Source organism: Catenuloplanes atrovinosus, from assembly GCF_031458235.1.
Lineage (GTDB): Bacteria > Actinomycetota > Actinomycetes > Mycobacteriales > Micromonosporaceae > Catenuloplanes > Catenuloplanes atrovinosus.
In genome coordinates this window covers 1,916,456-1,941,022 of the sequence record NZ_JAVDYB010000001.1, presented here as the reverse complement: position 1 = coordinate 1,941,022, position 24,567 = coordinate 1,916,456, and the positions used below count along the sequence as shown (strand labels likewise).

Below are 24,567 nucleotides of genomic sequence, written 5' to 3'. Positions count from 1 at the left end.
CGGTGGTGCGGGCCGGTGGGTCCTCGCCACCACCGACATCGAAGGGGCGACGCGATGGCGATTCTACGGCCGCGCAAACGCCAGACGTCGAGCGACGAGGCGTTGATCAGGTCGTTGTACGAGGAGCACGGCGGCGCTCTGATCGCCTACGCGACCCGGCTGACCGGGGACCGCAGCGCCGCCGAGGACGTGCTCCAGGAGACGCTGTTGCGAGCGTGGCGGCACGCGCACGAGCTGTCCGAGTCGACCGGCTCGATCCGCGGCTGGCTGTTCACCGTGGCGCGCAACATCATCACGGACCGCGCGCGGGCGAAGGCGGTGCGCCCGGCCGAGGTGGCCGAGTCGCCGGTGACCGTGCCGGTCTCCCGCGACCACTCGGACCAGGTGGTGGACTCGATCGTCGCGCTGGACGCGCTGGAACGCCTCTCCGAGGAGCACCGCAGCGTGCTCGTGGAGATCTACTTCCGGGGGCGCACCGTCACCGAGACGGCGGAACATCTGGGAATCCCACCCGGTACGGTGAAGTCCCGATCACACAACGCCATGAAGTCGCTCAGGGAGCACGTCATCGGCAGGAACGCAAAGGCGCCGGGCTCGTCCGTCGCGCGAGTGGCGGAGGTGACCCGATGAGTGCCGAGGTCGAGCACAGCCAGCTGATCGGAGCGTACGTCTTGAACACGCTCGAACCCGCTGAGCGCAGCGAAGTGGACGCCCACGTGGCGGAGTGCGAAACGTGCCGGAACGAGCTCGCCGAGCTCGAGGCGCTGAAGGAGGCGCTCGGCGAGGTCCCGCCGGAGGCGCTGCTGCACGGCCCGCCGGACGCGGACCTGGTGCTCCAGCGCACGCTGCGCCAGATCCGTGAGGAGAAGTCCAGCGGCGCCCGCTGGCAGCGCGGATTCACGATCGCGGCGGCGGCCGTGGTGCTGGTCGCGGCGATCGGCGGCGGCGTGCTGGTCGGCCGCGGCACCGGCGAGCCGGCCGGGACGCAGGACCCGCGGGTCGCGCAGAGCGCACCGGCCGGGACGCGGGTGGCGTCCGCGGTGGACCCGTCCACCGACGTGCGGATGACCGCCTCGGTCATCCCCGCGGCCGGCTGGGTGCGGATCAACGCGGCCGTGGCCGGCATCCCGCCGGGCGAGGACTGCCGCCTGATCGTCGTGTCCGCGGACGGCGACCGGCAGATCGCCGGCGGCTGGGTGGTCTCCGCGGCGGCCGAGACGGCCGGCACCACGCTGGACGGCAGCGCGTCCATCGCGCCCGCGGACGTGGCCGCGATCGAGGTGGTCAACACCGCGGGGCGCACGTTCATCAGCATGCCGATCTGATCCGCGCGGCATCGTCGCGGCCGGGCCCCGGGCTCAGCCGCGGCGGTGCCGGGTGAGGCCGGCGGGCAGCGGGCAGTCGCCGCAGGTGCCGCCGCCGAGACGGTAGTAGAGGCAGCAACTGCGCCGGGTGTACGCGTCGTGCGCCCCGAACGCGCCGGCCGTGTCCAGCGGCGGCGTGGCCAGCACCGCGTCCCGGACCCGGCGGCACTCGGCCGGCGGCGCCACGCGGGCCAGTTGGCGCACGGTGCCGACGATCCCGGACGCCACGTTGCCCCAGAGCAGAGCGGGAGCGGCGGGGGCCACCACGCGTACCCTGGCGATGATCTCCGAGAGGTGGGTGACCAGCGCGGGGCCGCAGGCGTCCGCGAGACCGGCGCCGCGCAGCCCCGACGCGGCCGGCAGCGACAGGCGGAAGCCGGCCCCGGGCGCGTAGGCGCAGCTCACCGCGGACAGGTCGAGCAGCACGTGGGCGCGGACCAACAGCGCCAGCACCGGACCGGCCAGGCGCGCCGAGTAGCCGAGCACGGTCAGCGACGCGGCCACCCGCGGCTCGTCCGTGCGCGCCCACGCACCGACCGCCGCGACCGCGTCCTCGATCGGCAGTGCGGCGGGCAGCGGGCCGAGCCCGATGCCGAAGAACGGGTTGTCGCCGGCGACGCGGGCGACCGCCGCCGCGATCTGCTCCGCCCCGACCGTCTCCATGTCAGCACGGAGACTAGGCGTCAGGTGGCGGGCGTGTCCACGCGGGTGTGTGCGCAGCCAGGCCGTGGTCCGGGCCGCGTCGCCCGGTCCGGCACGCACCGATGGGACGATCGTGACGAACTGGACGGCCAGCAGCGCACCGGGCAGCGTGGATGCCGCGCGCACGGGACGCGGCGGGGTGCGTCCTCCCCGTCATGCCGGGACCGATCGGCCGTACCCCCGGCGGTCCTCGAGAATCGGGAGTGCGACAGCCCTCAGGTCAGGCTCACGGCGCGCGATGATGCCACTACAGTTGCAACGCTTCCCGGAGGGTGACGGTCATGGCTACAGGGCAGCGGTCGGCACGCCGCGCCGCCCTGGGCGATCCGCTCTTCGCCGGCCTGGTCGTCTTCGCCCTCCTCGGCCTGGTCTGGTACGTGGTGCCGCTGGCCCGCCTGGACGGCGCGATCCGGCTGTTCTGGCCCACCCAGGTGGTGCTCGACCTGATCATCTGCCTCACCTCGTGGCAGATCTGGGCGATGCCCGGCGCCGAGCCCAGCACACGCCGGTTCTGGCGGTCGATGGCGCAGGCCACCGCGCTGTTCGCGATCGGCGACTGCCACCAGGCGTTCGTCGCCGCCACCGCGGCCACGCCCGAGGCCGCGATCACCGGCGGCGCGGTGCAGCTCGCGTTCCTGGCCACGGGGGTCTGCATCCCGCTCTATACCATGATCACCCACCCGATCGGCGCGGTCACCCGCGGCGAACGCATCCGCTTCTGGCTCGACGCGATCATCATCCTGGCCGCGGTCGCCGCGTTCATCTGGGTCTACTCGGTCAGCTACGCCGGCGGCGACGGCCTGCCCCGGCTGGTGCTGACCGTCGCGGGCGCGGCCGGCATGCTCATCTGCGCGCTCGGCGTGCTCAAGCTCGCGCTCGGCCGGAACCCGCCGTTCACCCGCACCGCGGCCGCGGTCGGCATCGTCGGCGTCACCATGACCGGCGCCGGCATCGCGGTCGGCGGCGCACTCACCGAGACCGGCCACTACCACCTCTCGATGGCGGCCAGCTTCGTGCCGTGCGTGCTGATGGCGCTCACGCCCAAGGTGCAGGAGCTGGGCATGCGGCACGGCGCCGCGTCCGGGATCGCGCGCCGCGCGGGCCGGGTGAGCGTCCTGCCGTACGTCGCGGTCGCCGCCACGTACGCGTTGCTGGTCTCCGTGCTCTGGAGCGCGGGGCTGTCGCCGCGCGCCTGGGGCATCGTGGCCGGCGCCATCCTGATCAGCACGCTGGTCGTGGTCCGGCAGCTCGCCGCGCTGGCCGAGAACCACGCGCTGCTGCACCGGATCGCGCAGCAGGAGGCCCGGTTCCGCGCGCTGGTCCAGCACGCCTCCGACATCACCGTGGTCGCCGGCGAGGACGCGGTCATCACCTACGCCAGCCCGGCCACCCGGCGCGTGCTCGGCATCGCGCCCGAGGAGCTGACCGGCCAGGCCCTGAACGCGCTGGTCCACCCGGACGACCTCGCCTCGCTCACGCTGCCCGCCGGGCCGGACGACGTGGAGACCACCCAGCTGCGGGTACGGCACGCGGACGGCGGCTGGCGCTGGCTGGAGGTGACCCGCACGAACCGGCTGCACGACGAGAACGTGCGCGGCTACATCTGCAACGCCCGGGACGTCACGGACGCGCGCGCGTTCCAGGACCAGCTGCGCTTCGACGCCACCCACGACGCGCTCACCGGCCTGGCCAACCGGCTGCTGTTCCACCGCCGGCTCGGCGGCCCCGCGCGGCCGGGCGACCCGGACGGACTGGTCGGCGTGCTCGCCATCGACCTCGACGGCTTCAAGGCGATCAACGACTCGCTCGGCCACCACGTCGGCGACGAGGTGCTCACCCTGGTCGCGGAGCGGCTGCGCCGGTGCGTGCGCCCGTACGACACCGTGGCCCGCCTCGGCGGCGACGAGTTCGCGGTGATCCTCTCCCCCACCACGGAGGAGTACGCCGACGCGACCGCGGACCGGATCCGGGCCGCGCTCACCCAGCCCGCCGCGGTCGACGGCCACCACCTGCAGATCGGCGCCAGCGTGGGCGTCGCCATCGGCACCCGCACCTCCACGGACGGGCTGCTGCGCACCGCGGACGCGGCCATGTACCGGGCGAAGCGGCGCGGCAAGGACGCGCTCGCGGCGAGCTGAACCGGCATCCCACGTCGATACAGGCGCTAACTCCCCTGGCCCGCCGACGCCCGCTCGCGGGCGGCCTTGCGCCGGACCAGTTCCTCGACGGCGGTGGGCAGCGTGGTCTCGAAGTCGATGAGCTTGGCCCAGGTCGGGGTGATCACGATGCGGACCATGCCGTCGTAGAGCGCGCGCACGCCGGCCTCCCACTCGGCGCGCTGCTCCGGGGTCATGGAGTAGGTGCCGTTCATGCTGAGATACTCGTCCGGGATGCCGTCGACCACGTCCAGCTCGGCCCGGCCACGGATCAGCAGGATCTTCGGCGGGTGCACCTCGGTGTCGATGGTCAGCGCGACGTCCGGGCGGTGCCGCAGCGCCGGAAGCTTCGGCGCGTTGGTGGCGGTGCAGACCACGATCTCCGCGCCGTTCCAGGTGAAGCCGACCGGGACGGTGCGCGGCGTGCCGTCCTTGGCGACGTAGGCCATCCGCAGCAGGTCGCGTGCCAGCAGCTCCTGGCTGATCGGCCGGTGCAGGACCTCGGTGATCTCGTGCCGTTCCATGGCGATCGTCCCTTCGTCGGTGTCGTGTCGCCCCTGGGACGGAGCCGCCGCGGACTTCTCGACGTCGCGCGGGAAAGCCGCCGGTCACACGTTCGGGACCAAAGACTCTTGTTTTTCCGCCGTGGAGTGATCCCTTTGAGGTTCCTGTGCGTACTCATGGCCACCAGTGTGTGTCGGTATGCCGAGGAGGAACCCGTGTTGTCGTGGCGGCGTGTGTGGGGCCCGTTGATCGTGTCGGCCGGCCTGGTGCTCGTACAGCCGGCCGTGGCCCAGGCAGCCGAGCCCGGCGTTCCGGTCCCGCCCGGAGAGCTGATCCCGGACACGGCCACCGGTGAGGTCACCGACGCCGACATCGACCTGGTGGTCAAGGTGCGCCTGGCCGGGCTGTGGGAGATCCCGGCCGGCGAGATGGCGCAGGAGAAGTCGGACAATCCGCGCATTAAGGAGATCGGCCAGGATATCGCGGCGCAGCACGAGGAGTTGGACAAGCTGGCCCGCGCGGCCGCCAAGAAGCTCGACATCAAGCTGCCGAACAAGCCGAACGAGGATCAGCAGGGCTGGCTGGACGAGATGGAGGCGGCCGAGGGCGAGGAGTTCGACAAGATCTACATCGACCGGCTCCGCGCGGCCCACGGCAAGATCTTCCCGGCGATCGCCACGATCCGGGCCAGCACCCGCAACGACACCGTACGGCGGCTGGCCCAGCAGGCGAACCAGTTCGTGGCCACCCACCTGACGCTGCTCGAGTCCAGCGACCTCGTCGACTTCGAGGCCCTGCCCACCGCCCCGAACCCGTCCGCCGCCCCGTCCAAGACCAGCGGCGGCGGCCAGGCGCTCGACCAGGTCGCCGACACCCAGTCGCTCCAGACCAACCAGAACCTGATCGTCGGCGTGGTCGTCCTCCTGCTGGCCGGCGGCGCCTTCCTCGCCTACCGATCCATGGCCTCCCCGGCCCGCGGCCGCTCCCGCCGCCGCTCCCGCTTCTGACCACCTCCGGATGGACGATGGACGCGACGCCGGCCGGGACGAGGTGCTCGCCCGGCACGTCATGACCGACGTCCCGGATCCGTTGGAGGGCTCGCACGACGGCACGGACCCGGACGCGGCGGCCTCGATGCGGCGGAATGCCGAGGGTGCTCGCCGTGCCCTCGGTCGTGCGAGCCCGCTCCGGCGTGCCGGCCCCGGAGGCGCTGCCGGTCACCGCCGGGCTGACGGCCGACGCGCCGCTGCGGGCACGCGCGGGCGCGGTGCGGTGAAAGTCCGGTGCGGGCGCGGGAATCGCGCGTCTAGGGTGTGCCCATGACGTCGGTCAAACAGTTCCAGGTCACGTTCGACTGCGAGGAACCGGTGCGGGTCGGCCGGTTCTGGTGCGAGGCGCTCGGATACGTCGCGCCGCCGCCGCGGGGGTTCGCCACCTGGGAGGAGGCGGACGAGGCGCTGCCGCCGGAGCGCCGGGGCGAGTGGTTCGCGTGCGCCGACCCGACCGGCGTGGGCCCGCGGCTGTTCTTCCAGCGCGTACCGGAGGGAAAGGTCGTCAAGAACCGGGTGCACCTGGACGTGCGGGTCGGCACCGGCCTGGTGGGCGCCGAGCGCCTGGCCGCGCTGGAGGCGGAGTGCACGAGACTGGAGGCGCTCGGCGCGACGCGCGGCCAGTTGCTGCTCGCCGACGAGGAGAACGAGTCCTGCCAGAACATGCGGGACGTCGAGGGCAACGAGTTCTGCCTGGACTGAGCGCGCGTCACCGGCCCTCGATCAACGCCGCCACACCGTCCAGGACACGGGCCGGCCCGAAGTCGAGCGCCTGATCCTGCCCGCCGGACGCGGCCACGTCGGCCGGCGCGGCGGCGAGCGCCGGGAAGCGCCCCGCCCGCGCGCCGACCAGCGCGGACATCGTCGACCCGAACTCCTGCTCGGTGCCCCCGCCAGCCGCCGAACAGCTCGTTCGTCTCGCGGGTCGACCGGCACGAGGAGGATGCCCGGAGGCGATGCGCGAGGCCGCGCGGCGCGATCGCTGAGCCCGGTGGAGGAAGGACGGTCGGTCCTTCGGCGGGAGGGTCGGGACCGAGGGGGCGTGGGGTCCGGGGCGGGGAACAGTACAGTTCGGGGGCGTGGGGATCGCAGCGAACGTCGTCGTCGGGCTGGTCGTCGTCATTCACGTGTACATCGTGGTGCTGGAGATGGTGCTGTGGACCACGCCGCGCGGGATGGCGGCCTTCGGGACCACGCCGGAGTTCGCGGAGGCGTCCAGGACGCTCGCGGCGAACCAGGGGCTCTACAACGGATTCCTCGCGGCCGGGCTGGTCTGGGCGCTGCTGGCCGACGGCGGCACGGCGTACCAGGCGAAGCTGTTCTTCCTGGGGTGTGTGCTCGTCGCCGGACTGTTCGGCGCGGCCACGGTCAGCCGGCGCATCCTGCTCGTGCAGGCGCTGCCGGCCGCGATCGGGCTGGCCCTGGTGCTGGTGGCCGGCTGATCATGGTTACCACCGGCCTGCTGGCGCACCTGCGCCGCGCGCGGGACCACATCGACCGGCACTTCGCGGAGCCGCTGGACCTGGACGGCGTGGCGCGGGTGGCCGGCGTCTCCAAGTACCACTTCGCCCGCTGCTTCCAGGAGATCTACGGACAGACTCCGATCCGGTACGTCACCCGGCGCCGGATCGAGCGGGCGCAGGACCTGCTGCGCGCCGCGAACCTGACCGTCACCGAGGTCTGCATGCTGGTCGGCTTCGCCAGCCTCGGCTCGTTCTCGTCCCGGTTCCACGACCTGGTGGGCGAGAGCCCGGTCGCCTACCAGCGCCGCTGGGCCCGCCGCGGCGCGCCGCACGTGCCGGGCTGCTATCTGTTCATGGCCGGCGTGCTGGCCACGGATGAAAAGCAATCTGAGAGAAGCCCGGGTCCGGACGCCGGCCGTACCGTCAGGGCATGATCTCGAACATCTCGCTGGTCACGGTGTACTGCCTGGACCAGGACGCGACCCGTGACTTCTACGTCAAGCACCTCGGTTTCACGCCGTGCGTGGACGTGCCGATGGGTCCCGGCTTCCGCTGGGTGACCATCGTGCACCCGAAGCAGCCGGAGCTCCAGGTCACGCTGATGACGCCCGGCCCGCCGCTGGACGCGGACGCGGCCGGGTTCGTCCGGCGGCAACTGGAGGCCGGCAAGATGGGCGGCCTCGGGCTGCGGGTGGACGACTGCCGCGCCACCTACGAGGAGCTGAGCGCCGCGGGCGTGACGTTCATCCAGGAGCCGTCCGAGCGCCCGTACGGCATCGAGGCGGTGATGCGGGACAACACCGGCAACTGGCTGGTCCTCGCGCAGCCGTTCGCCGCGAACCCGGCCGAGGGCTGAGCCGTCCCGGCCGGCCGGAGTGGCCCGGCCGGCCCGGGCGGTCAGAACGTCACCAGCGGGTCGCCGACCAGGTCGGCGACGAAGTTGACGAAGAAGAAGCCGAAGAAGAGCACGTTGGCGATCAGCAGCACGTAGTGCCAGGGACGGGGGCGGGCCGGGCGCGGCAGCCTGCTGTTGAGGTAGATCAGCAGGAACGGGTAGACCAGCGCGCCCAGGTTCGACATGTTCGCCGACCACTGGACCAGGCTGACCGGGATCGCCAGGTGCAGCACGATCGCGATGATGACCAGCAGCGTCAGCATGAACGGGTAGTAGAAGCGCCGCGGGTCGCCCTCGACCAGCCGGCGCAGGCGCGGGCTGGTGCCGTGCGCGGCGTCGGTGGCGACGCGGACCATGCCCTCGAAGATGCCGAGCTGCGTGCTGAACATGACCAGCACGCCGACCGCCAGCGCCACGTAGAACGCGGCCCGGCCGTACTGCACGTCGAGCGCGGCGGCGACGAACGTGGGCACGTTGGCCGCGGTCGGGCGCTCGCCGGTGACCTGGACGGCGTGCGCCATCAGGATCGTGGGCAGCAGCATGCCGAGCACCGCGCCGACGAAGAAGACGCCCCACATGTCCAGCAGGAGCAGGCGGTACCAGCGCTTCCAGCGGGCACGGTTGGCGGGGTCGTCCGGGAACGTCATGCCGACGTCGCGCAGCGCGGTGCCGCCGCCGCGCAGGCCCGCGATGAAGCCGGTGTGGTACCCCATTCCGTACCCTTTGTCGCGGTAGTGGCCCATCACGTACCAGTTGAGGCCGCTGACCATGGCGGTGAACCCGGCCAGCCCGCCGAGTTGCGTGGCGGTGATGCCGGCCGGCGGCGCCGCGGGCGTGACCAGGCCGCGGATGCCCTCCCACCAGATGTCCCAGGGCACCACGATCAGGTCGACGATCAGCAGCGCCACCAGGATGGTGCCGACCATGATCCAGTTGGCCAGTTCCAGCGTGCGGCTGATCCGCTTGGCGAACGCGGTGAGCAGGAAGACCAGCACCAGCAGCGCGATCGCCCAGAGGCGCGGCTCCTCGGCGCCGGCCGGCGGCGGCGCGCCGTGCACCAGCGCGTAGACCCCCTGACCGGCGGAGGCGGCCCACCCGCCGGCGATGAACGCGAAGATCACCACGGCGACGGAGAGCGGGACCCAGAGCCAGACCCCCGGGGGTACGCGGCCCCACGCCACCACGGGCGCCTCGCCGGTGGCCATGATCGTGCGGGCGCACTCGACGTTGTAGAACGTCTGGAGGATGGCGGAGACCAGGATGACCCAGCCGACGCCGACGAACCCGAACTGGCCGACCGCCTGCGGCCCGAGCAGCCACTCGCCGCTGCCGATCGAGATGCCGAGCGCGATCAGGCTCGGCCCGACCGCGAACTGCACGATCTGCCACGGACCCAGCCGCGGCACCCCGAACACCTGCTCCGGCTCGGGCAGGTCCCGCACGCCCAGCGGAGGCCTGCTCACACCCAACTGATATTCGCTCATGCCGGATTCACTCTCCCGCCGCGGTCTCGCCGTGGCCGGCGCCGAGTCGATGATTCGCTCGCAAGCTCCCTCATGCCGAGCCCGCTTCCCACCGTGCGTTCATGGAACCTCCCCGGGATGGGAATCCACTGTGCTCGATTCGTGACCATGATCGCAATGAGCGGGTACCGTGACGGGTATGGATGCGCTCGCGGCCGTCACCGATCGGGTCCGCGCCCTGTTGCCGGAGCGGTCCGTGATCACGGACCGGGCCCGGCTGCGGACGTACGAGTGCGACGGCCTCGCCCACCACCGGGTCGTGCCCGGGCTGGTCGTCCTGCCCGACACCGTGGAGCAGATCGCCGCGATCGTGGCCGAGTGCGCCCGGCATCGCGTGCCGTTCGTGGCCCGCGGCTCCGGCACCGGCCTGTCCGGCGGCGCGCTCCCGCACGCGGAGGGCGTCCTGATCGTCACCTCGCGGCTGCGCCGCATCCTGGCCGTCCGCCCGGAGGACGAGCGCGTGGTGGTCGAGCCCGGCGTGATCAACCTCGACGTGACCAGGGCCGCCGCGCCGTACGGCTACCACTACGCGCCGGACCCGTCGAGCCGCCAGATCTGCTCGATCGGCGGAAACGTGGCGGAGAACTCCGGCGGTGCGCACTGCCTGAAGTACGGGTTCACGGCCGGGCACGTGATGGCCGTCGACCTGGTCACGCCGGACGGCGGGCAGGTCACGCTCGGCACCGAGGCGCCGGACGCGCCCGGCTACGACCTGCTCGGCACCGTGATCGGCGCGGAGGGCACGCTCGGCGTCGTCACCGCCGTGACGGTCCGGCTGACCCGCGATCCGGAGGCGGTGACCACGCTGCTGGCCGCGTTCACCGGCACCGACGACGCGGGCGCCGCCACCTCCGCGATCCTCGCGGCCGGGATCGTGCCGGCCGCGATCGAGATGATGGACGCGCTCGCCATCGAGGCCGCGGAGGCGGCCACGGCCTGCGGTTACCCGGCCGGTGCGGGCGCGGTGCTGATCGTCGAGCTGGACGGCCCGGCCGCGGACGTGCACGCGGAGCTGGCCGTGGTTACCCGGCTCTGCGAGCGCTCCGGCGCGTTCGTGCTGCGGGTGGCCGCGGACGACACCGAGCGCGAGCTGATCTGGAAGGGCCGCCGGTCCGGGTTCGCCGCCGTCGGCCGGATCAGCCCGGACTACATCGTGCAGGACGGTGTGATCCCGCGGACCGCGCTCCCCGAGGTGCTGCGCGCGATCGCCGAGCTCTCCGCCGACACCGGCGTCCGGGTGGCGAACGTGTTCCACGCCGGCGACGGCAACCTGCACCCGCTGGTCCTGTTCGACTCCGCCGTGCCCGGGCAGGAGGACCGCGCGGAGGAGGTCAGCGGCGCCATCCTCGACCTGTGCGTCGCCCACGGCGGCTCGATCACCGGCGAGCACGGCGTCGGCTCCGACAAGGCGCGATATCTGCCGCGCATGTTCACCGACGCCGACCTGGACACGATGCAACTGGTCCGCTGCGCCTTCGACCCGGACGGCATCGCCAACCCCGGCAAGATCTTCCCGACGCCGCGCCTGTGCGGCGAGATCCCGCGCAAGCACCGCGCCGCCGACGGGCCGGCCTTCCCGGCCGGCGCGGAGATCTTCTGATGAGTTACCCACGCCCATCCAACGGTACGGTCGACCCGCGCGACACTCCGCCGGAATCCGTCGCCGTCCCCGTCCCCCCGGCGCCGTCCCGGCCCCGGGGCGCTACCGCGCCGCACCCGGCACCGGCGCCCGGTCGCGCGACGCCGCCGGGTGGATCCGCGTTGGGCGCTGCCGCGGCGCCGGGTCGCGCGACGCCGGGACGATCCGCCGGCGCGCCGCATCCGGCACCGGCGCCCGGTCGCGCGACGCCGCCGGGTGGATCCGCGCGGCGGTCCGCGGTCGTCGTCCGTGGTGGCCGGCGATGACCCGCGACGTGCTGGACGCGCTGGGCGACGTCTGCGAGCGCGCCGGCCCGGCCGACGCCGTCTCCGGCGTGCGGCCCGCCTACGTGGCCCGTCCCGGCGACGCCGCGCAGGCCGCTGAGGTGCTGCGGGCCGCGGCCGCGCACGATCTCGCGGTGATCCCGCGCGGCGGCGGCACCCGGCTGAACTGGGGGCTCCCGCCCACCCGCGCGGACCTGGTCCTGGACCTCTCGGCGATGGACCGGATCATCGACCACGCCGCCGGTGACCTGGTGCTGGTCGCCGAGGCCGGCGCTCGCCTGGCCGAGGTGCAGCGCCACCTCGCCGCCGCCGGCCAGCGCCTGGCCGTGGACGCCCCCGCGCCCGGCGCGACGCTCGGCGGCACGGTCGCCACCGGCCACTCCGGGCCGTCCAGGCTGCTCGCCGGCCCGATCAAGGACCAGCTGATCGGCATCTCCGTGGTCCGCCCGGACGGCACGCCCGCGACCGCCGGCGGCCGGGTCGTCAAGAACGTGGCCGGCTACGACCTGGGCCGCCTGATGTGCGGCTCGTACGGCACGCTCGCGGTCTTCACCCGGCTGATCTTCCGGCTGCGCCCGCTCCCGGCCGCCCGCGCGTTCGTCGCCGCGCCCGTGCTCGGCCCGTCCCTGGCCGCCCCGGTGGTCGAGGCCGTCGCCACCGCGCAGCTCGCCCCGTCCGCCATCGAGCTCGACCTCCCCGCCCCGCCGCCCTCCCCGAACGGCGCGTCGGCCGGCGGACGCGGGCGGAGCCCGGACGGCCGCCCGCCCGCCGGCGCGGTCGTGGTGCTGGTGGAGGGCTCGCCGGCCGGCGTGGCCGCGCGCGCCGCCGCCGTGCGCGAGCTGCTGCGGCAGACCGGCGCCGCGGACGTGCACGTGCGCGCCGAGCCGCCGTCCTGGTGGGGCACGCCGCCGATGACCGGCGGCCAGACGCTGCTGCGCGTGACGTTCGTCCGCTCCGGGCTGCCCGCCGTGCTCTCCGCGGCCCGCGACGCGGGCGCCGCCGTCTCCGGCTCGGCCGCCGCCGGCGTGCTCACCGCCGCGCTCCCCTCCGACTCCCCCGACCGCGTCGCCTCCGCGCTGACCGCGCTGCGCACCGTCTGCACCCGCCACGGCGGCACCGCGATCGTGCTAGAGGCGCCCCCGCCGGTGCTGAGCGCTGTCGACGTCTGGGGCCCGGTCCCCGCGCTCGACCTGATGCGGCGGGTCAAGACCCAGTTCGACCCCGGCCACCGACTCTCCCCCGGCCGCTTCGTCGGCGGTCTCTGACCATGCGCCCCGCGACACCGCCGCGCGACCGCGAAGCCGCGCCTGACCGCACCACCCGGCGCGCGCCACGGCGAGCCGGCATGAGCGGGCGCGGGGACGAGACGACCACCCAGGGCCCACCACGGCGACACCGCGGTACGGAGAGGAGCCGGGTATGAGCGAGCGTGTGGAGGAATCGGCGGCCCGGGCACACCCGCCGCACGGGCCGGGGGTGCGGAGGCCGGATCCGGGGCTGGTGGCGGACTGTGTGCACTGCGGGTTCTGTCTGCCGGCGTGCCCGACCTATGAGCTGTGGGGCGAGGAGATGGACTCGCCGCGCGGGCGGATCCACCTGATCGATCAGCTGATCAACGGTGCGCCGGTCGACGGGACGATCGCCGGGCATCTGGACGCGTGCCTGGGGTGCCTGGCGTGCGTGCCGGCCTGCCCGTCGGGGGTGCGGTACGACCTGCTGCTCGGGGCGGCCCGGGCGCAGGTGGAGGACGAGCACCGGCGGACGGCCGGCGAGCGGCTGCTGCGCGCCATGATCTTCGCGCTGTTCCCCCGTCCCGGGCGGCTCCGGCTGCTGCGGGCGCCCCTCGCCGCGTACCGATGGATGGGTCTGGAAAGGCTGATGAGACCGGACGCGCCGCTGGGACGGATGGCCCCGCGGCTGGCGATGCTGGCGCGGCTGGCGCCGGAGCGGCCCGGCCGCGCGCGGGTCCCGGAGCGGACGCCCGCGATCGGCCGGACGCGCGCGCGGGTCGGCATGCTGACCGGCTGCGTGCAGCGCGAGTTCTTCCCCGGCGTCAACGCGGCCACCGCGCGCGTGCTCGCGGCCGAGGGCGTCGAGGTGATCGCGCCGAAGGGTCAGGGCTGCTGCGGCGCGCTCTCCCTGCACACCGGCCGCGACGCGGAGGCCAGGGAGTACGCGAAGAGAGTCCTGCGGGCGTTCAAGGGCGTGGACGTCGTGGTGGCGAACGCGGCCGGGTGCGGGTCGGCGCTGAAGGAGTACCGGGAGATCCTCGGCGAGGAGCCGCCGTTCCGGGTGGTGGACGTGGCGGAGTTGCTGCACGAGCTGGGCCCGGTGGCCGAGCGCCGCCCGCTGCCGATCACCGTGGCCTATCACGACGCCTGCCACCTGGCGAACGCGCAGGGCATCCGCCACGCGCCGCGCACGCTGCTGCGGCAGATCCCCGGGCTGACGCTGCGGGAGATCAACGACGGTGCCATGTGCTGCGGCAGCGCCGGCGTCTACAACGTGCTGAACCCGGCGCCCGCGATGGAGCTGGGCGACCGCAAGGCCGACGCGATCGCGCGGACCGGCGCGGACGTGCTGGTCACCGCGAACCCGGGCTGCCTGCTCCAGATCGCGGACGCGTTCCGGCGGCGCGGCGGCGGCACCGCGGCGCCGCGCCTGGCGCACACGGTCGAGATCCTGGACGAGTCGATCAACGGGAGATGAGTGCCGCGATCCCGTCGATGATGCGGTCGAGGCCGAACTCGAGCGCGTGCACCGGGTCGAGCGTGGCGTTGTGCTGCGTTCCGGCCGCGGTGCCGACCCGGCCGCCGAGCGGGAACTGACCGCCGCCGCCCATCACCTGGTCGAGGACCGGGCCGGTGGTCTGCCACCACTCCGCGTCGGACTGGCCGGTCCGCTCCTGGGTGCCGCGCAGTGAGCGGCGTTTGCGCCACACGCCCTCGACGTAGACCAGGATCATGGTGAGCGCGGAGTCCATCTCCACGTCGGTGAGGCCGATGCCGTCCAGCGGCGCCAGCTCCAGTTCGTACTTGCGCATGATGTTCGGGCCGAGCTCGCGGCCGTCCATCGCGGCGGGCAGCCACGGGTGCCGCTCGTACAGCGCCCAGTTCTCCCGCGCGATCAGCCGCACCCCGTCCCGCCAGTCGCCGGCCGCGCCGGGCGGCTCGGTCTGGTACAGCGAGCCGAGCACGGTGTCGGCCATCAGCGCGGTCAGCTCCGCCTTGCCGGGCACGTGCGTGTAGAGCGACATGGTGCCGGCGCCGAGGTGCTCGGCGACGCGGCGCATCACGGCCGCCTCCAGGCCCTCCGCGTCCGCGATCTCGATGGCGGCGGCCACGATCGTGCGCACGCTGAGGCCGCTGCGCCCCTCGTGGCGGTGCGTGCCCCAGAGCAGCGCGAGCGTGCGGGCGGGGTCCGGGGCGCGGCGGGTCACGACAGCCATTCTCCAAGATCGTGGACGGACAGCCAAACGTACTATGTACGGTACATGCTACGGTGGTGCCGTGACTGACTACGGGAACATCGAGGTACGCGGCGCCCGGGAGAACAATCTGAGGAACGTCTCCGTCGACATCCCCAAACGGCGGATCACGGTCTTCACCGGCGTCTCCGGATCGGGCAAGTCGTCGCTGGTGTTCGACACCATCGCGGCCGAGTCACAGCGGCTGATCAACGAGACCTACCCGGCGTTCGTGCAGAGCCTGATGACGGGGTACGGGCAGCCCGACGCCGACTCGCTGGACAACCTCTCCGCCGCGATCGTGGTGGACCAGAAGCGGATGGGCGGCAACTCGCGCTCCACCGTCGGCACCGCCACCGATGCGTACACGATGTTGCGCCTGCTCTTCGCGCGCCTGGGCACGCCGCCGGTGCCGCACCCGATCGCGCTGTCGTTCAACGACCCGGCCGGCATGTGCCCGTCCTGCGAAGGGCTCGGCGACGTCTCCGCGCTCGACGTCGATCAGCTGGTGGACCGGGACCGGTCGCTCAACGAGGGCGCGCTGCTGCTGCCGCAGTTCGCGGTCGGGCAGTGGTACTGGAGCATCTTCGCCCAGTCCGGCTTCTTCGACCCGGACAAGCGGCTGCGCGACTACACCGAGCAGGAGTGGGAGAAGCTGCTGCACCTGCCGGAGGCCAAGGTCAAGCTCCGGATGCCGGGCGGCAGCACGATGAACTCGACGTACGAGGGACTGCTGCCCAAGTTCCGCCGGCTGTTCCTGACCAAGGACCTGGACTCGATGCAGCCGGCCGCGCGCGCGATCGTGGAGCGCGTCGCGACCCGGTCCGCGTGCCCGGACTGCGGCGGCACCCGGCTCAACGAGGCGGCCCGCGCCTGCCGGATCGCGGAGCGGAACATCGCGGACTGCGCCGCCATGGAGGTCACCGACCTGGCCGAGTTCGTCCGCAAGGCCGACGACGGCACGGTCACGCCGCTGGTCACCGCGCTGGCGGACCGGCTGGGCAACCTCGCCCACATCGGCCTCGGCTACCTGAGCCTGGACCGGCGCTCGGCCACGCTCTCCGGCGGCGAGTCGCAGCGGGTCAAGATGGTGCGCCACCTCGGGTCCAGCCTGACCGACATCACCTACGTGTTCGACGAGCCGTCGGTGGGCCTGCACCCGCACGACATCCACCGGCTGAACGAACTGCTGATCCGGCTGCGCGACAAGGGCAACACGGTGCTGGTGGTGGAGCACAAGGCCGCGGTGATCGAGATCGCCGACCACGTGATCGACATGGGGCCGGACGCGGGCAGCGGCGGCGGCACCGTGGTCTACCAGGGCTCGCTCGACGGCCTGCGCTCCTCCGGCACGCACACCGGGGAGGCGCTGCGCCGCCGCGCCACGCTGAAGGACGCCCCCCGCGCCGGTACGGGCCGGCTGCGCATCGAGAACGCGACCACGCACAACCTCAAGAACGTCACGGTGGAGCTGCCCACCGGCGCGCTGACCGTGGTCACCGGCGTGGCCGGGTCCGGCAAGAGCTCGCTGATCCGCGGCTCACTCCCCCGGCTGTACCCGGACGCGGTGTTCCTGGACCAGAGCGCGATCAAGGGCTCGCGCCGGTCGACGCCCGCGACCTACACCGGCGTGCTGGACCCGCTGCGCAAGGCGTTCGCCAGGGCCAACGGCGTCAACGCGGCCCTGTTCAGCGCGAACTCGGCCGGTGCCTGCCCGCGCTGCGGCGGCGTCGGCCTGATCTACACGGACCTGGCGTTCATGGACCAGGTCGCCACGGTGTGCGAGGAGTGCGCGGGCAAGCGGTTCATCCCGTCCGTGCTGGAGTACACGCTGCGCGGGAAGAACATCGCCGAGGTGCTGGCGATGCCGGTCGCGGAGGCGGTCGAGTTCGTCACGGAGAAGGCCGCGAGACCGGTCCTGGCCGCGATGGTCGACACCGGGCTCGGCTACCTGACGCTCGGCCAGTCGCTGGACACGCTCTCCGGCGGCGAGCGCCAGCGGCTTCGGCTCGCCATCAAACTGGCCTCGGGAGCCAGGACCTCGCAGCTGTACGTGCTGGACGAGCCCACCACCGGCCTGCACCTGCGGGACGTGGCGCAGCTCAACGGGCTGCTCGACCGGCTGGCCGACGCGGGCAACACGGTGATCGTGATCGAGCACCACCTGGACGTGATCTGCCGCGCGGACTGGATCGTCGACCTCGGCCCGGGCGCCGGCCACGAGGGCGGCGAGCTGGTCTTCGCCGGGCCGCCCGCCGCGCTGCTGGACGAGCCGCGCTCGGTCACCGGCGAGTTCCTCCGCCGGCACCTCGGATGCTAGTCGCCGCCGGTGTACCGCCGCGCGAGGCGGGTCGCCGCCTCGCGCAGCTCCGGCGGGCCGGTGATCTCCAGCGGTACGTCGAACATGCCCATGGTCGCGGCCAGGCCCACCCAGGACCAGGAGCTCATCGTGACCCGGCAGCGGTCGTCGCCGAGCGGCTCGACCAGGTCGGTCGACCGTACCCAGGGAGCGATCTGCGGTGCGGGCGCGTGCAGGACCGCGGTGCCGGTGCACGGCATCTCCGGCGCGGCGAACCGCTCCGCGATGTAGGCGGAGACGTCCGGCGCGGGCAGCTCGCGCGGCGTGAAGCGCGGGCCGTTCGGCGTGCGCGGCGAGATCCGGTCCACCCGGTAGGTGCGCCAGTCGTCCCGGTCCGGGTCCCAGCCGACCAGGTACCACCGGCCGCCCCACATGACCAGGTGGTGCGGCTCGCAGCGGCGCGGCTCGTCCCGGTAGTCGAAGCGCAGCACCTCCCGCGCGCGGACCGCGGCACCGACCGTGAGCAGCACGCCCGCGTCCACCCGCGGCCGGTCGGCACCGCGGCGCACGGACGTGACCTCCAGCGCGTCCACCCGGTGCCGCAGCCGGGCCGGCATCACCTGGCGGACCGTGGCGAGCGCGCGCAGCGCCGCCTCCTCGATGCCGTCGACGCTGGTGGTGGCGGTCTGGAGCGCGACCGCCACGGCCACGGCCTGGTCCGCGTCGAACAGCAGCGGCGGCAGGTCCGCCCCCGCGCCCAGCCGGTAGCCGCCCTCCCGGCCCTTCGTCGCCCGCACCGGGTAGCCCAGCTCGCGCAGCCGGTCCACGTCGCGGCGGACGGTCCGCGGGCTGACGCCGAGCCGGTCCGCGAGCGTGCCGCCCGGCCAGTCCCGGCGGGCCTGCAGCAGCGACAGCAGTTTCAGCAACCGTCCCGAGGTCTCCAGCATTCACCCACGATCGCACGGCTCAGAGGACAGATGCTGTCCGCTGTGGCTGACAACCTGTCCACGACGAAGGGAGCGAGCGTTCATGATCAGAACGAGGGACCTGACCAAGGACTTCGGGCCGGTGCACGCGGTCCGGGGCATCACGCTGGATATCGAGCCGGGTGAGCTGGTGGCCGTGCTCGGGCCGAACGGCGCCGGGAAGACCACCACCATGCGCATGCTGACCACGCTGATCGCGCCGACGTCCGGCAGCGCGGAGGTGGCCGGCCACGACGTGCGGCGCGCACCCGGCGAGGTGCGGCGGCGCATCGGGTACGTCGGGCAGGGCAACGGCGCCGGACACCAGCACCGGGTGACGGACGAACTGCACAGCCAGGCCGCGATCTACGGGCTGAGGCGCGCCGCGGCCCGCGCCCGGGTGGCCGCGCTGGCCGACGCGCTCGACCTGGGCGACCTGCTGCGGCGCAAGGTGTCCGAGCTGTCCGGCGGGCAGCGGCGGCGGCTGGACGTGGCGATGGGCCTGGTGCACGCGCCGAAGCTGCTGTTCCTGGACGAGCCGTCCACCGGGCTGGACCCGCAGAACCGGGCCAACCTGTGGGAGCACATCCTGCGCATGCGGGCCGAGCACGACATGACGATCGTGCTGACCACGCACTACCTGGACGAGGCGGACTCGATGGCGGAACGGGTGGTGATCGTGGACCACGGCGAGGTGATCGCGGACGACACCGCCGCCGCGCTGAAGACCCGGCTGGCCGGTGACCGCGTCTCGTTCGGCTGCGCGGCACCGTCCGACCTCGCCGCGCTGGTGTCGCAGGCGCCGGGCGCGGCCGACGTGACGGTCACCGGCACCGACGTGTCGGCCCGGGTCGCGGACGGGCCGGCCGCCGTGGCCGAGGTGCTGCGCGCCGCCTTCGAGAAGGGCCTCACGGTCGCGGGCGCGCAGACGTTCCGCCCGACGCTCGACGACGTGTTCCTGTCCCTGACCGGCCGCAGCCTGCGTGAGGAGAACGCCAAATGACCGCCGTGCCCCTGGTTCGTGACACCGGGATCGTGTTCGTGCGTGAGCTGAAGCCGATGATCCGGGACCCGTTCTCCGTGGTGTTCGGGCTGGTCCAGCCGCTGGTGTTCCTGGCGCTGTTCGGGCCGCTGCTGGCCGGCTCGGTCGGCGCGGCCGGGCCGGTCACCTCGGGCGGCTCGGTGTGGCAGTGGTTCGTACCGTCGATCCTGGTCATGACCGCGCTGTTCGGCACGTCAGCGGTCGGGTCGAACCTGCTCTACGAGTTTCAGACCGGCGCGCACGAGCGGATGATGGTCACGCCGCTGTCCCGGTCGTCGCTGCTGATCGGGCGGTCGTTGAAGGAGATGGTGCCGCTCGCCGGGCAGGCGGTCCTGATCGTGGCCGTGATGGTCCCGTTCGGCTTCGCGCTGCACCCGGCCGGCGCGCTGCTCGGCATGCTGCTGCTGGCCGTCTTCGGCGTCGGGCTGGGCTCGCTGAGCTATGCGCTGGCCATCGCGGTACGCAAGAACGAGTGGATGTTCTGGCTGGTCCAGCAGACGCTGCTGTTCCCCCTGATGATCCTCTCCGGCATGCTGCTGCCGCTGGAGTCCGGCCCGGCCTGGATGCGCGCCGCCGCCGCGGCGAACCCGCTCGCCTACGTGGTGGACGCGGAACGCGCGCTGTTCGCCGGCGACGTCGGGAGCACGGCCGCGCTGTGGGGCGCCGTGGCCGCGGGTGCGACGGCCGCGATCGGCCTGTTCGTCGGCATCCGCGCGATGCTGCGGTCCGCGGACTAACCGAATCGCAACCGCCCCGGCGGTGCGCGGCGCGGCCCGGCCGCCGATGGGGAGGTGCAGCGCATCTCCCCCCGACGCGGAAGCAGGCCCCCGATGATCCCGATCCGTTCCGACCGTGGCGCCAGCGCCGTCGAGTACGGCCTGCTGGCGGCGCTGATCGCCGTAGTGATCATCGGCGCGGTGACGCTGGTCGGCGGCAACCTGGCCGGCACGTTCCACCAGGTGACGACGCCGCTGTCGCCGACGCCGTGACCCGGCCCCGGTGAACGGGACACGGCCGCGGAGCCCACTGCTCCGCGGCCGTTCGCGTGGTGCCGGCCGGCTCGGCAGTGGATCGGGCCGGTCTGCCGAGCCGGGGCGATCATGGTTTCTCCGGCACCGGCCCGGCAGCGGTTGGCGCCGGGCTGCCGGGCCGGGCGATCATTCCGGGCGGCGGGGTCAGGCCGCCCGGTCCTCCGGGGCGGCCTCGACGGCCGCGACCGGGGTGGCCGCCGCGCCCGCCGTGACCGGGATGCGCCGGGCCTCGCGGCCGGCGTAGGCGCCCGCGACCCGGACGCTCAGCACGCCCGCGTCGTAGGTGGCGGAGACCGCCTCGGACGTGACGTGGGCGGGAAGGCCGAAGCTGCGGCGGAACGCGCCGTACCGGACCTCGCGGAGGCTGCGGCCGTCGCGCTGCTCGGCGCGCTCGTCGCGCCGCTCGCCGCGGACCGTCAGGCGTCCACCGTCGACCTCGACCGCGACGTCGTTCTCCGCGTCGACGCCCGGCAGCTCGAGCCGGACGACCGCGTCGTCACCGTCGCGGAGCACCTCGGCGGCCGGCGTGAATCCGGCCGGGCGGCTCGTGGCGACGGGGCTGAAAGCGTTGCGCACCAGCGCGTCGAACTCCGCGAACGGGTCCCGGCGGGTCCAGAGAGTGTTGCTCATCGTCATCTCCCTTGTTGTTGCTTCCGATGGAGATAACTTGAGCGACCCACGCTCAATTCCGATGGTGGACGTGTGCCGGGCCACAGCACTGCCAGGATGTGGACGCATGACACGACTGACCTACTTCATCGCCACCGGCGAGTTCGGCTCGCGAATCCGGCCGGGCAGCTCCTGCCGGAGATCGACGAGCTGATCGTCGAGCGGTACCCGGTGGTCGCGGGCGGCGGCCCGCCGATGTTCGGCACCGGCTTCACGCCGACGCCGTTCACGCTGGTGACCAGCCGCACCTTCGAGTCCGGCGCGGTGGTCGGCACGTACCGACGACCGTAGCCGGGTGCCTACGCGTCGGGGTCGGTGGTCGCGTGCGGCAGGTCGACCAGGCTCAGTACGTGGTGGGCGACGCTGCCCGCCGGGGCGTACAGCCGCAGCGGGTGGGCCTGCCGCCCGCCCCGGTACAGCCGCGCGATGGCGGCGCTGGCGAGGTGCGTGACGCCGGTCAGGTCGACGGTCAGCTCGTGCGTGCCGCCCAGGGTGAGCCGGTCCAGCTCCGCACCCAGGGCCGAGACGGTGTCGGTGTCCAGCGGGCCGTGGACGGCGACGCGGCTGCGCGCGGCGTGCGGCTGGTCGACGATGACCATCACCTCCGCGGGCGGCTCGGCATCGCCGGGACGGCCGTGGTTGATCTCGTCGGTGGTGAGCAGCCGGGCCGGCCGGGACAGTCGCCGGCGCAGCGTGACGGTGGTGCCGCGCTCGCCGCGGTCGACGTCGAGGTGGTCGGCGAAGCGGGCGGTCATGGCCAGGCCGAGGCCGTGGTCGGCGCGGAACCGCTCGTCGCCGGGGCGGGCGCGCGTCCGCCAGCGGCCGTCGTCGGCGACGCACACGGTCGCCTCGCCGTCGTCGCGGAGCTCGGCCGTGACGGTCACCGTCGCGTCGCCGGTATCGGGCCGGGCGTGCTCGAACGCGTTGGTCACCAACTCCGTCACCGCGTGGGCCAGCGCGACCCGGTCCCGCTCGCCGGTCTCGTGCGCGGCCAGCCATCGCCGGGTCGCGGCGCGGGCCGCGCGGGCGGTGTCCGGTGCCGCCGGGCCGGTGACGTGCAGCGGGGCCGGCGGGGTGCGGCGCTGCGCGGCGAGCAGGGTGATGTCGTCGGTGTGGCCGGTCCGGCGGACCAGCAGTTCGAGAACGTGGGTGCAGGCGCGCTCGACCGCGGACAGTTCGCCGGCGTCCGGTCCCCGTCCGGCGACGGCGTCCATGGCGACCCGCGACAGCTCGACCGTGGCGGCGGCCGGTTCCCGGCCGGGGCGTTCGATGATGCCGTCGCTGTAGAGCAGCACCATCTCCGCGGGCTTCAGCCGGTCGGTCGCGAGGGCGTAGCGGGCACCGGTGCCCAGCGGCCCGGTCGGCGGGGCCGTGAGGAACCGGGCGGTGTCGGCGTCGACCACCAGCGGCGGCGGATGCCCGGCGGAGCACCAGGTCAGTGTGCCGTCGACCGGGTCGAGCACGGCGACGCAGACGGTCGCGGCGTGCGCGGCCGGCGTGCGGCCGGTCATCCGGTCGGCCGCACCGATCGCGGCGAGGATGTCGCCCGTCTCGTCGAGCCGGTCCTGCAGCACCGCGCGCAACTGCCCCATCGTGGCGGACGCGGCGACGCCGTGACCGACCACGTCACCGACGACGAGCGCGACCCGGCCATCCGGTAGCGGCACCGCGTCGAACCAGTCGCCGCCCGCGGCGGTCTCCGTGTCGGCCAGCAGGTAGGTGCCGGCGATCCGCACCGCGGGCAGCACCGGAAGCCCCGGTGGCAGCAGCTGCCGTTGCAGCGCGTTGATCACATCACGTGCCTGCTCGTAGCGGCGCTCGGCCGCCGCCGCACGCTCCCGTGCGGCCTGCCGCTCAATCACCCGGCTCGTCACATCGGTGGCGAACGCCCGCTGTCCGACCACGGCACCGTTGGCGTCCCGGACCGGGAACAGGTGGAAATCGAGGAAGATCTCCCGCTGCTCACCGTCCGGGCCGGGCGGGATCTGCAGCCGCCATTCCCGGGCCACCTGTTCGCGCCCGGTCGCGTAGACCTCGTCAAACATCTCGTAGACCTGCTGGCCCGCCAGTTCCGGGAGCGCTTCGCGCACCGGCTTACCGACCAGCGCGTCGTGTTCATGGCCGGAGATCCGGCGGAACGCCGCGTTGATCGCGGCGACCGTGTGGTCACGGCCCGCGTACTCGATCATGATCACCGGCATCGCCTCGAAGGCGCGCCGGACGGTCTCCGCGTCACCGGTCGTACCGTCGAGGTCATCGGCTTGTTCACCGTGCATGGGCTCGGCCACCTCCGGGGTCGGACGAACGTGGTACCCGGTCCGGCGGGAGCCATTCCACCGGAGGTGCCGGGGTCAGCGGTAGGCGGCGTGCCCGGTCAGCGCCTCGCCGATGACCAGCGTGTGGATCTCCGAGGTGCCCTCGTAGGTGAGCACGGACTCCAGGTTGTTGGCGTGGCGCAGCGGCGAGTACTCCAGCGTGATGCCGCTGCCGCCGAGGATGGTCCGGCACTCGCGCGCGATGGCCAGCGCCTCCCGCACGTTGTTGAGCTTGCCGGCGCTGACCTGGTGCGGCTGGAGCCGGCCGCCGTCCTTGAGCCGGCCCAGGTGGATCGCGAGCAGCGCGGCGGTGCCGAGGGTGACGCCCATGTCCGCCAGTTTCCGCTGGGTGAGCTGGAAGGCGGCGATCGGCCTGCCGAACTGCACCCGCTCCCGCGCGTAGTCCAGCGCCACGGCCAGGCAGTCGCGGGCCGCGCCGACCGCGCCGAAGCAGATGCCGAAGCGGGCCTCGTTCAGGCAGCTCAGCGGCGCGCGCAACCCCTTGGCCTCGGGCAGCCGAGCGCTGTCCGGCAGCCGCACGCCCTCGAACGTGAGCTCCGCGGTGATCGAGGCGCGCAGCGACAGCTTGCCCTTGATCGTGCGGGCGGTGAAGCCGGGCGTGCCGGCCGGGACCAGGAAGCCACGGATGCCGTCCTCGGTCGCGGCCCAGACCGTGGCCACGTCCGCGATGCTGCCGTTGGTGATCCACATCTTGGTGCCGTCGAGGATCCAGTCGCCGCCGTCACGGACCGCGCGGGTGCGCATGTGCGCCGGGTCGCTGCCGAAGTCGGGCTCGGTCAGGCCGAAGCAGCCGATCGCCTCGCCCGCGGCCATCCGGGGCAGCCAGTGCTGTCGCTGCTCCTGCGACCCGTACCGGTGGATGGAGTACATGGCGAGCGAACCCTGCACGGAGACGAAGGAGCGCAGGCCGGAGTCGGCCGCCTCCAGCTCCAGGCAGGCCAGGCCGTACGCGGTGGCGGACGTGCCGGCGCACCCGTACCCGTCGAGGTGCATGCCGAGCAGTCCGAGGCGGCCCAGCTCCGGCGCGAGCTCGCGCGGGAACGTGCCGGCCTCGAACCACTCGGCCAGGTGCGGGCGGACCCGGCCGGCCAGGAAACGCGCCACCGTCTCCTGGATCTGGCGCTCCTCGTCGGTCAGCAGGCCGGCGACGTCCAGCAGCTCCAGCGGGTCCCGCATCCGA

25 protein-coding genes are annotated in these 24,567 nt (G+C 73.5%); 16 read left to right on the top strand and 9 right to left on the bottom strand.

The window, feature by feature from the left end; translation table 11 throughout:
- The first annotated feature begins 54 nt into the window (after positions 1–54).
- Both J2S41_RS08520 and J2S41_RS08515 read left to right on the top strand, forming a co-directional pair.
- Positions 55–630 (top strand): sigma-70 family RNA polymerase sigma factor, encoded by a 576-nt coding sequence (locus J2S41_RS08520; protein WP_310365225.1) that lies wholly within the window; start codon positions 55–57, stop codon positions 628–630.
- On the top strand, positions 627–1,325 hold the full coding sequence (locus J2S41_RS08515) for a zf-HC2 domain-containing protein (RefSeq protein WP_310365223.1): 699 nt from the start codon (positions 627–629) through the stop codon (positions 1,323–1,325). The genes J2S41_RS08520 and J2S41_RS08515 overlap by 4 nt, the downstream gene beginning before the upstream one ends.
- A gap of 33 nt (positions 1,326–1,358) precedes the next feature.
- On the opposite strand, the gene J2S41_RS08510 is transcribed toward J2S41_RS08515, so the two are convergent.
- Positions 1,359–2,192, bottom strand: a complete 834-nt coding sequence (locus tag J2S41_RS08510) for a (2Fe-2S)-binding protein (RefSeq protein ID WP_310365220.1) — start codon at positions 2,190–2,192, stop codon at positions 1,359–1,361.
- A gap of 155 nt (positions 2,193–2,347) precedes the next feature.
- Here J2S41_RS08510 and J2S41_RS08505 point away from each other — a divergent pair, with 155 nt between their 5' ends.
- On the top strand, positions 2,348–4,204 hold the full coding sequence (locus J2S41_RS08505; protein ID WP_310365218.1) for a diguanylate cyclase domain-containing protein: 1,857 nt from the start codon (positions 2,348–2,350) through the stop codon (positions 4,202–4,204).
- A 26-nt stretch (positions 4,205–4,230) separates the two neighbouring features.
- Here the strand turns inward: J2S41_RS08505 and J2S41_RS08500 are convergent, their stop codons facing one another.
- A complete protein-coding gene (locus tag J2S41_RS08500) occupies positions 4,231–4,746 on the bottom strand; it encodes a pyridoxamine 5'-phosphate oxidase family protein (protein WP_310365215.1) in 516 nt (171 codons plus the stop codon).
- A gap of 195 nt (positions 4,747–4,941) precedes the next feature.
- Here J2S41_RS08500 and J2S41_RS08495 point away from each other — a divergent pair, with 195 nt between their 5' ends.
- Positions 4,942–5,733, top strand: a complete 792-nt coding sequence (locus J2S41_RS08495) for a DUF4142 domain-containing protein (RefSeq protein ID WP_310365213.1) — start codon at positions 4,942–4,944, stop codon at positions 5,731–5,733.
- A gap of 312 nt (positions 5,734–6,045) precedes the next feature.
- Entirely contained in the window at positions 6,046–6,477 is a 432-nt protein-coding gene (locus tag J2S41_RS08490) for a VOC family protein (protein ID WP_310365211.1), read from the top strand.
- Positions 6,478–6,484: 7 nt separating this feature from the next.
- Here J2S41_RS08490 and J2S41_RS08485 read toward each other — a convergent pair whose 3' ends face one another.
- A complete protein-coding gene (locus tag J2S41_RS08485) occupies positions 6,485–6,637 on the bottom strand; it encodes a hypothetical protein (RefSeq protein ID WP_310365208.1) in 153 nt (50 codons plus the stop codon).
- Between the two features lie 217 nt (positions 6,638–6,854).
- Here J2S41_RS08485 and J2S41_RS08480 point away from each other — a divergent pair, with 217 nt between their 5' ends.
- From J2S41_RS08480 to J2S41_RS08470, 3 genes are read left to right on the top strand one after another with little or no spacing between them, the layout of a single operon-like run.
- A complete protein-coding gene (locus tag J2S41_RS08480; protein ID WP_310365205.1) occupies positions 6,855–7,217 on the top strand; it encodes a DUF1304 domain-containing protein in 363 nt (120 codons plus the stop codon).
- Between the two features lie 2 nt (positions 7,218–7,219).
- Positions 7,220–7,672, top strand: coding sequence for a helix-turn-helix domain-containing protein (locus J2S41_RS08475; RefSeq protein WP_310365203.1), 453 nt, complete (start codon positions 7,220–7,222; stop codon positions 7,670–7,672).
- The gene (locus J2S41_RS08470) at positions 7,669–8,094 is read left to right on the top strand and encodes a VOC family protein (protein ID WP_310365200.1); all 426 of its coding nucleotides are present in this window, start codon (positions 7,669–7,671) and stop codon (positions 8,092–8,094) included. The genes J2S41_RS08475 and J2S41_RS08470 overlap by 4 nt, the downstream gene beginning before the upstream one ends.
- A gap of 41 nt (positions 8,095–8,135) precedes the next feature.
- Here J2S41_RS08470 and J2S41_RS08465 read toward each other — a convergent pair whose 3' ends face one another.
- Positions 8,136–9,596: an Nramp family divalent metal transporter gene (locus tag J2S41_RS08465; RefSeq protein ID WP_310365198.1), complete on the bottom strand. Its 1,461-nt coding sequence runs from the start codon at positions 9,594–9,596 to the stop codon at positions 8,136–8,138.
- A 199-nt stretch (positions 9,597–9,795) separates the two neighbouring features.
- Here J2S41_RS08465 and J2S41_RS08460 point away from each other — a divergent pair, with 199 nt between their 5' ends.
- The 3 genes from J2S41_RS08460 to J2S41_RS08450 all read left to right on the top strand — a co-directional run bounded on the left by J2S41_RS08460 (position 9,796) and on the right by J2S41_RS08450 (position 14,288).
- Entirely contained in the window at positions 9,796–11,256 is a 1,461-nt protein-coding gene (locus J2S41_RS08460; RefSeq protein WP_310365195.1) for an FAD-linked oxidase C-terminal domain-containing protein, read from the top strand.
- A 301-nt stretch (positions 11,257–11,557) separates the two neighbouring features.
- Positions 11,558–12,844 carry an FAD-binding oxidoreductase gene (locus J2S41_RS08455; RefSeq protein ID WP_310365192.1) on the top strand — a complete coding sequence of 429 codons (1,287 nt, stop codon included), beginning with the start codon at positions 11,558–11,560 and terminating at the stop codon, positions 12,842–12,844.
- Positions 12,845–12,998: 154 nt separating this feature from the next.
- On the top strand, positions 12,999–14,288 hold the full coding sequence (locus J2S41_RS08450; protein ID WP_310365191.1) for a (Fe-S)-binding protein: 1,290 nt from the start codon (positions 12,999–13,001) through the stop codon (positions 14,286–14,288).
- Here J2S41_RS08450 and J2S41_RS08445 read toward each other — a convergent pair.
- Positions 14,275–15,027, bottom strand: coding sequence for a TetR/AcrR family transcriptional regulator (locus J2S41_RS08445; RefSeq protein ID WP_310365189.1), 753 nt, complete (start codon positions 15,025–15,027; stop codon positions 14,275–14,277). The two genes, J2S41_RS08450 and J2S41_RS08445, sit on opposite strands and share 14 nt — an antisense overlap.
- A gap of 34 nt (positions 15,028–15,061) precedes the next feature.
- On the opposite strand from J2S41_RS08445, the gene J2S41_RS08440 reads away from it, so the two are divergent.
- A complete protein-coding gene (locus J2S41_RS08440; protein WP_374728120.1) occupies positions 15,062–17,365 on the top strand; it encodes an ATP-binding cassette domain-containing protein in 2,304 nt (767 codons plus the stop codon).
- On the opposite strand, the gene J2S41_RS08435 is transcribed toward J2S41_RS08440, so the two are convergent.
- Complete coding sequence (locus J2S41_RS08435; protein WP_310365186.1) at positions 17,362–18,291, bottom strand: helix-turn-helix transcriptional regulator; 930 nt, start codon at positions 18,289–18,291, stop codon at positions 17,362–17,364. The genes J2S41_RS08440 and J2S41_RS08435 overlap by 4 nt on opposite strands.
- 82 nt (positions 18,292–18,373) lie before the next feature.
- Here J2S41_RS08435 and J2S41_RS08430 point away from each other — a divergent pair, with 82 nt between their 5' ends.
- From J2S41_RS08430 to J2S41_RS08420, 3 genes are all read left to right on the top strand, one after another.
- Complete coding sequence (locus J2S41_RS08430; protein WP_310365184.1) at positions 18,374–19,312, top strand: ATP-binding cassette domain-containing protein; 939 nt, start codon at positions 18,374–18,376, stop codon at positions 19,310–19,312.
- A complete protein-coding gene (locus tag J2S41_RS08425) occupies positions 19,309–20,088 on the top strand; it encodes an ABC transporter permease (protein ID WP_310365182.1) in 780 nt (259 codons plus the stop codon). Before J2S41_RS08430 ends, J2S41_RS08425 begins: the two co-directional genes overlap by 4 nt.
- Before the next feature lie 93 nt (positions 20,089–20,181).
- Entirely contained in the window at positions 20,182–20,340 is a 159-nt protein-coding gene (locus J2S41_RS08420) for a Flp family type IVb pilin (protein ID WP_310365178.1), read from the top strand.
- A gap of 186 nt (positions 20,341–20,526) precedes the next feature.
- On the opposite strand, the gene J2S41_RS08415 is transcribed toward J2S41_RS08420, so the two are convergent.
- Positions 20,527–21,012, bottom strand: a complete 486-nt coding sequence (locus tag J2S41_RS08415) for an Hsp20/alpha crystallin family protein (RefSeq protein WP_310365175.1) — start codon at positions 21,010–21,012, stop codon at positions 20,527–20,529.
- 96 nt (positions 21,013–21,108) lie between these two features.
- Between J2S41_RS08415 and J2S41_RS08410 the strand changes: the two genes are divergently transcribed.
- On the top strand, positions 21,109–21,342 hold the full coding sequence (locus J2S41_RS08410; protein ID WP_310365173.1) for a dihydrofolate reductase family protein: 234 nt from the start codon (positions 21,109–21,111) through the stop codon (positions 21,340–21,342).
- Between the two features lie 8 nt (positions 21,343–21,350).
- Here J2S41_RS08410 and J2S41_RS08405 read toward each other — a convergent pair whose 3' ends face one another.
- Together J2S41_RS08405 and J2S41_RS08400 are read right to left on the bottom strand one after the other, a co-directional pair.
- Positions 21,351–23,327 (bottom strand): SpoIIE family protein phosphatase, encoded by a 1,977-nt coding sequence (locus J2S41_RS08405; protein WP_310365170.1) that lies wholly within the window; start codon positions 23,325–23,327, stop codon positions 21,351–21,353.
- Positions 23,328–23,402: 75 nt separating this feature from the next.
- Complete coding sequence (locus J2S41_RS08400; RefSeq protein ID WP_310365166.1) at positions 23,403–24,563, bottom strand: acyl-CoA dehydrogenase family protein; 1,161 nt, start codon at positions 24,561–24,563, stop codon at positions 23,403–23,405.
- Positions 24,564–24,567 lie beyond the last annotated feature (4 nt).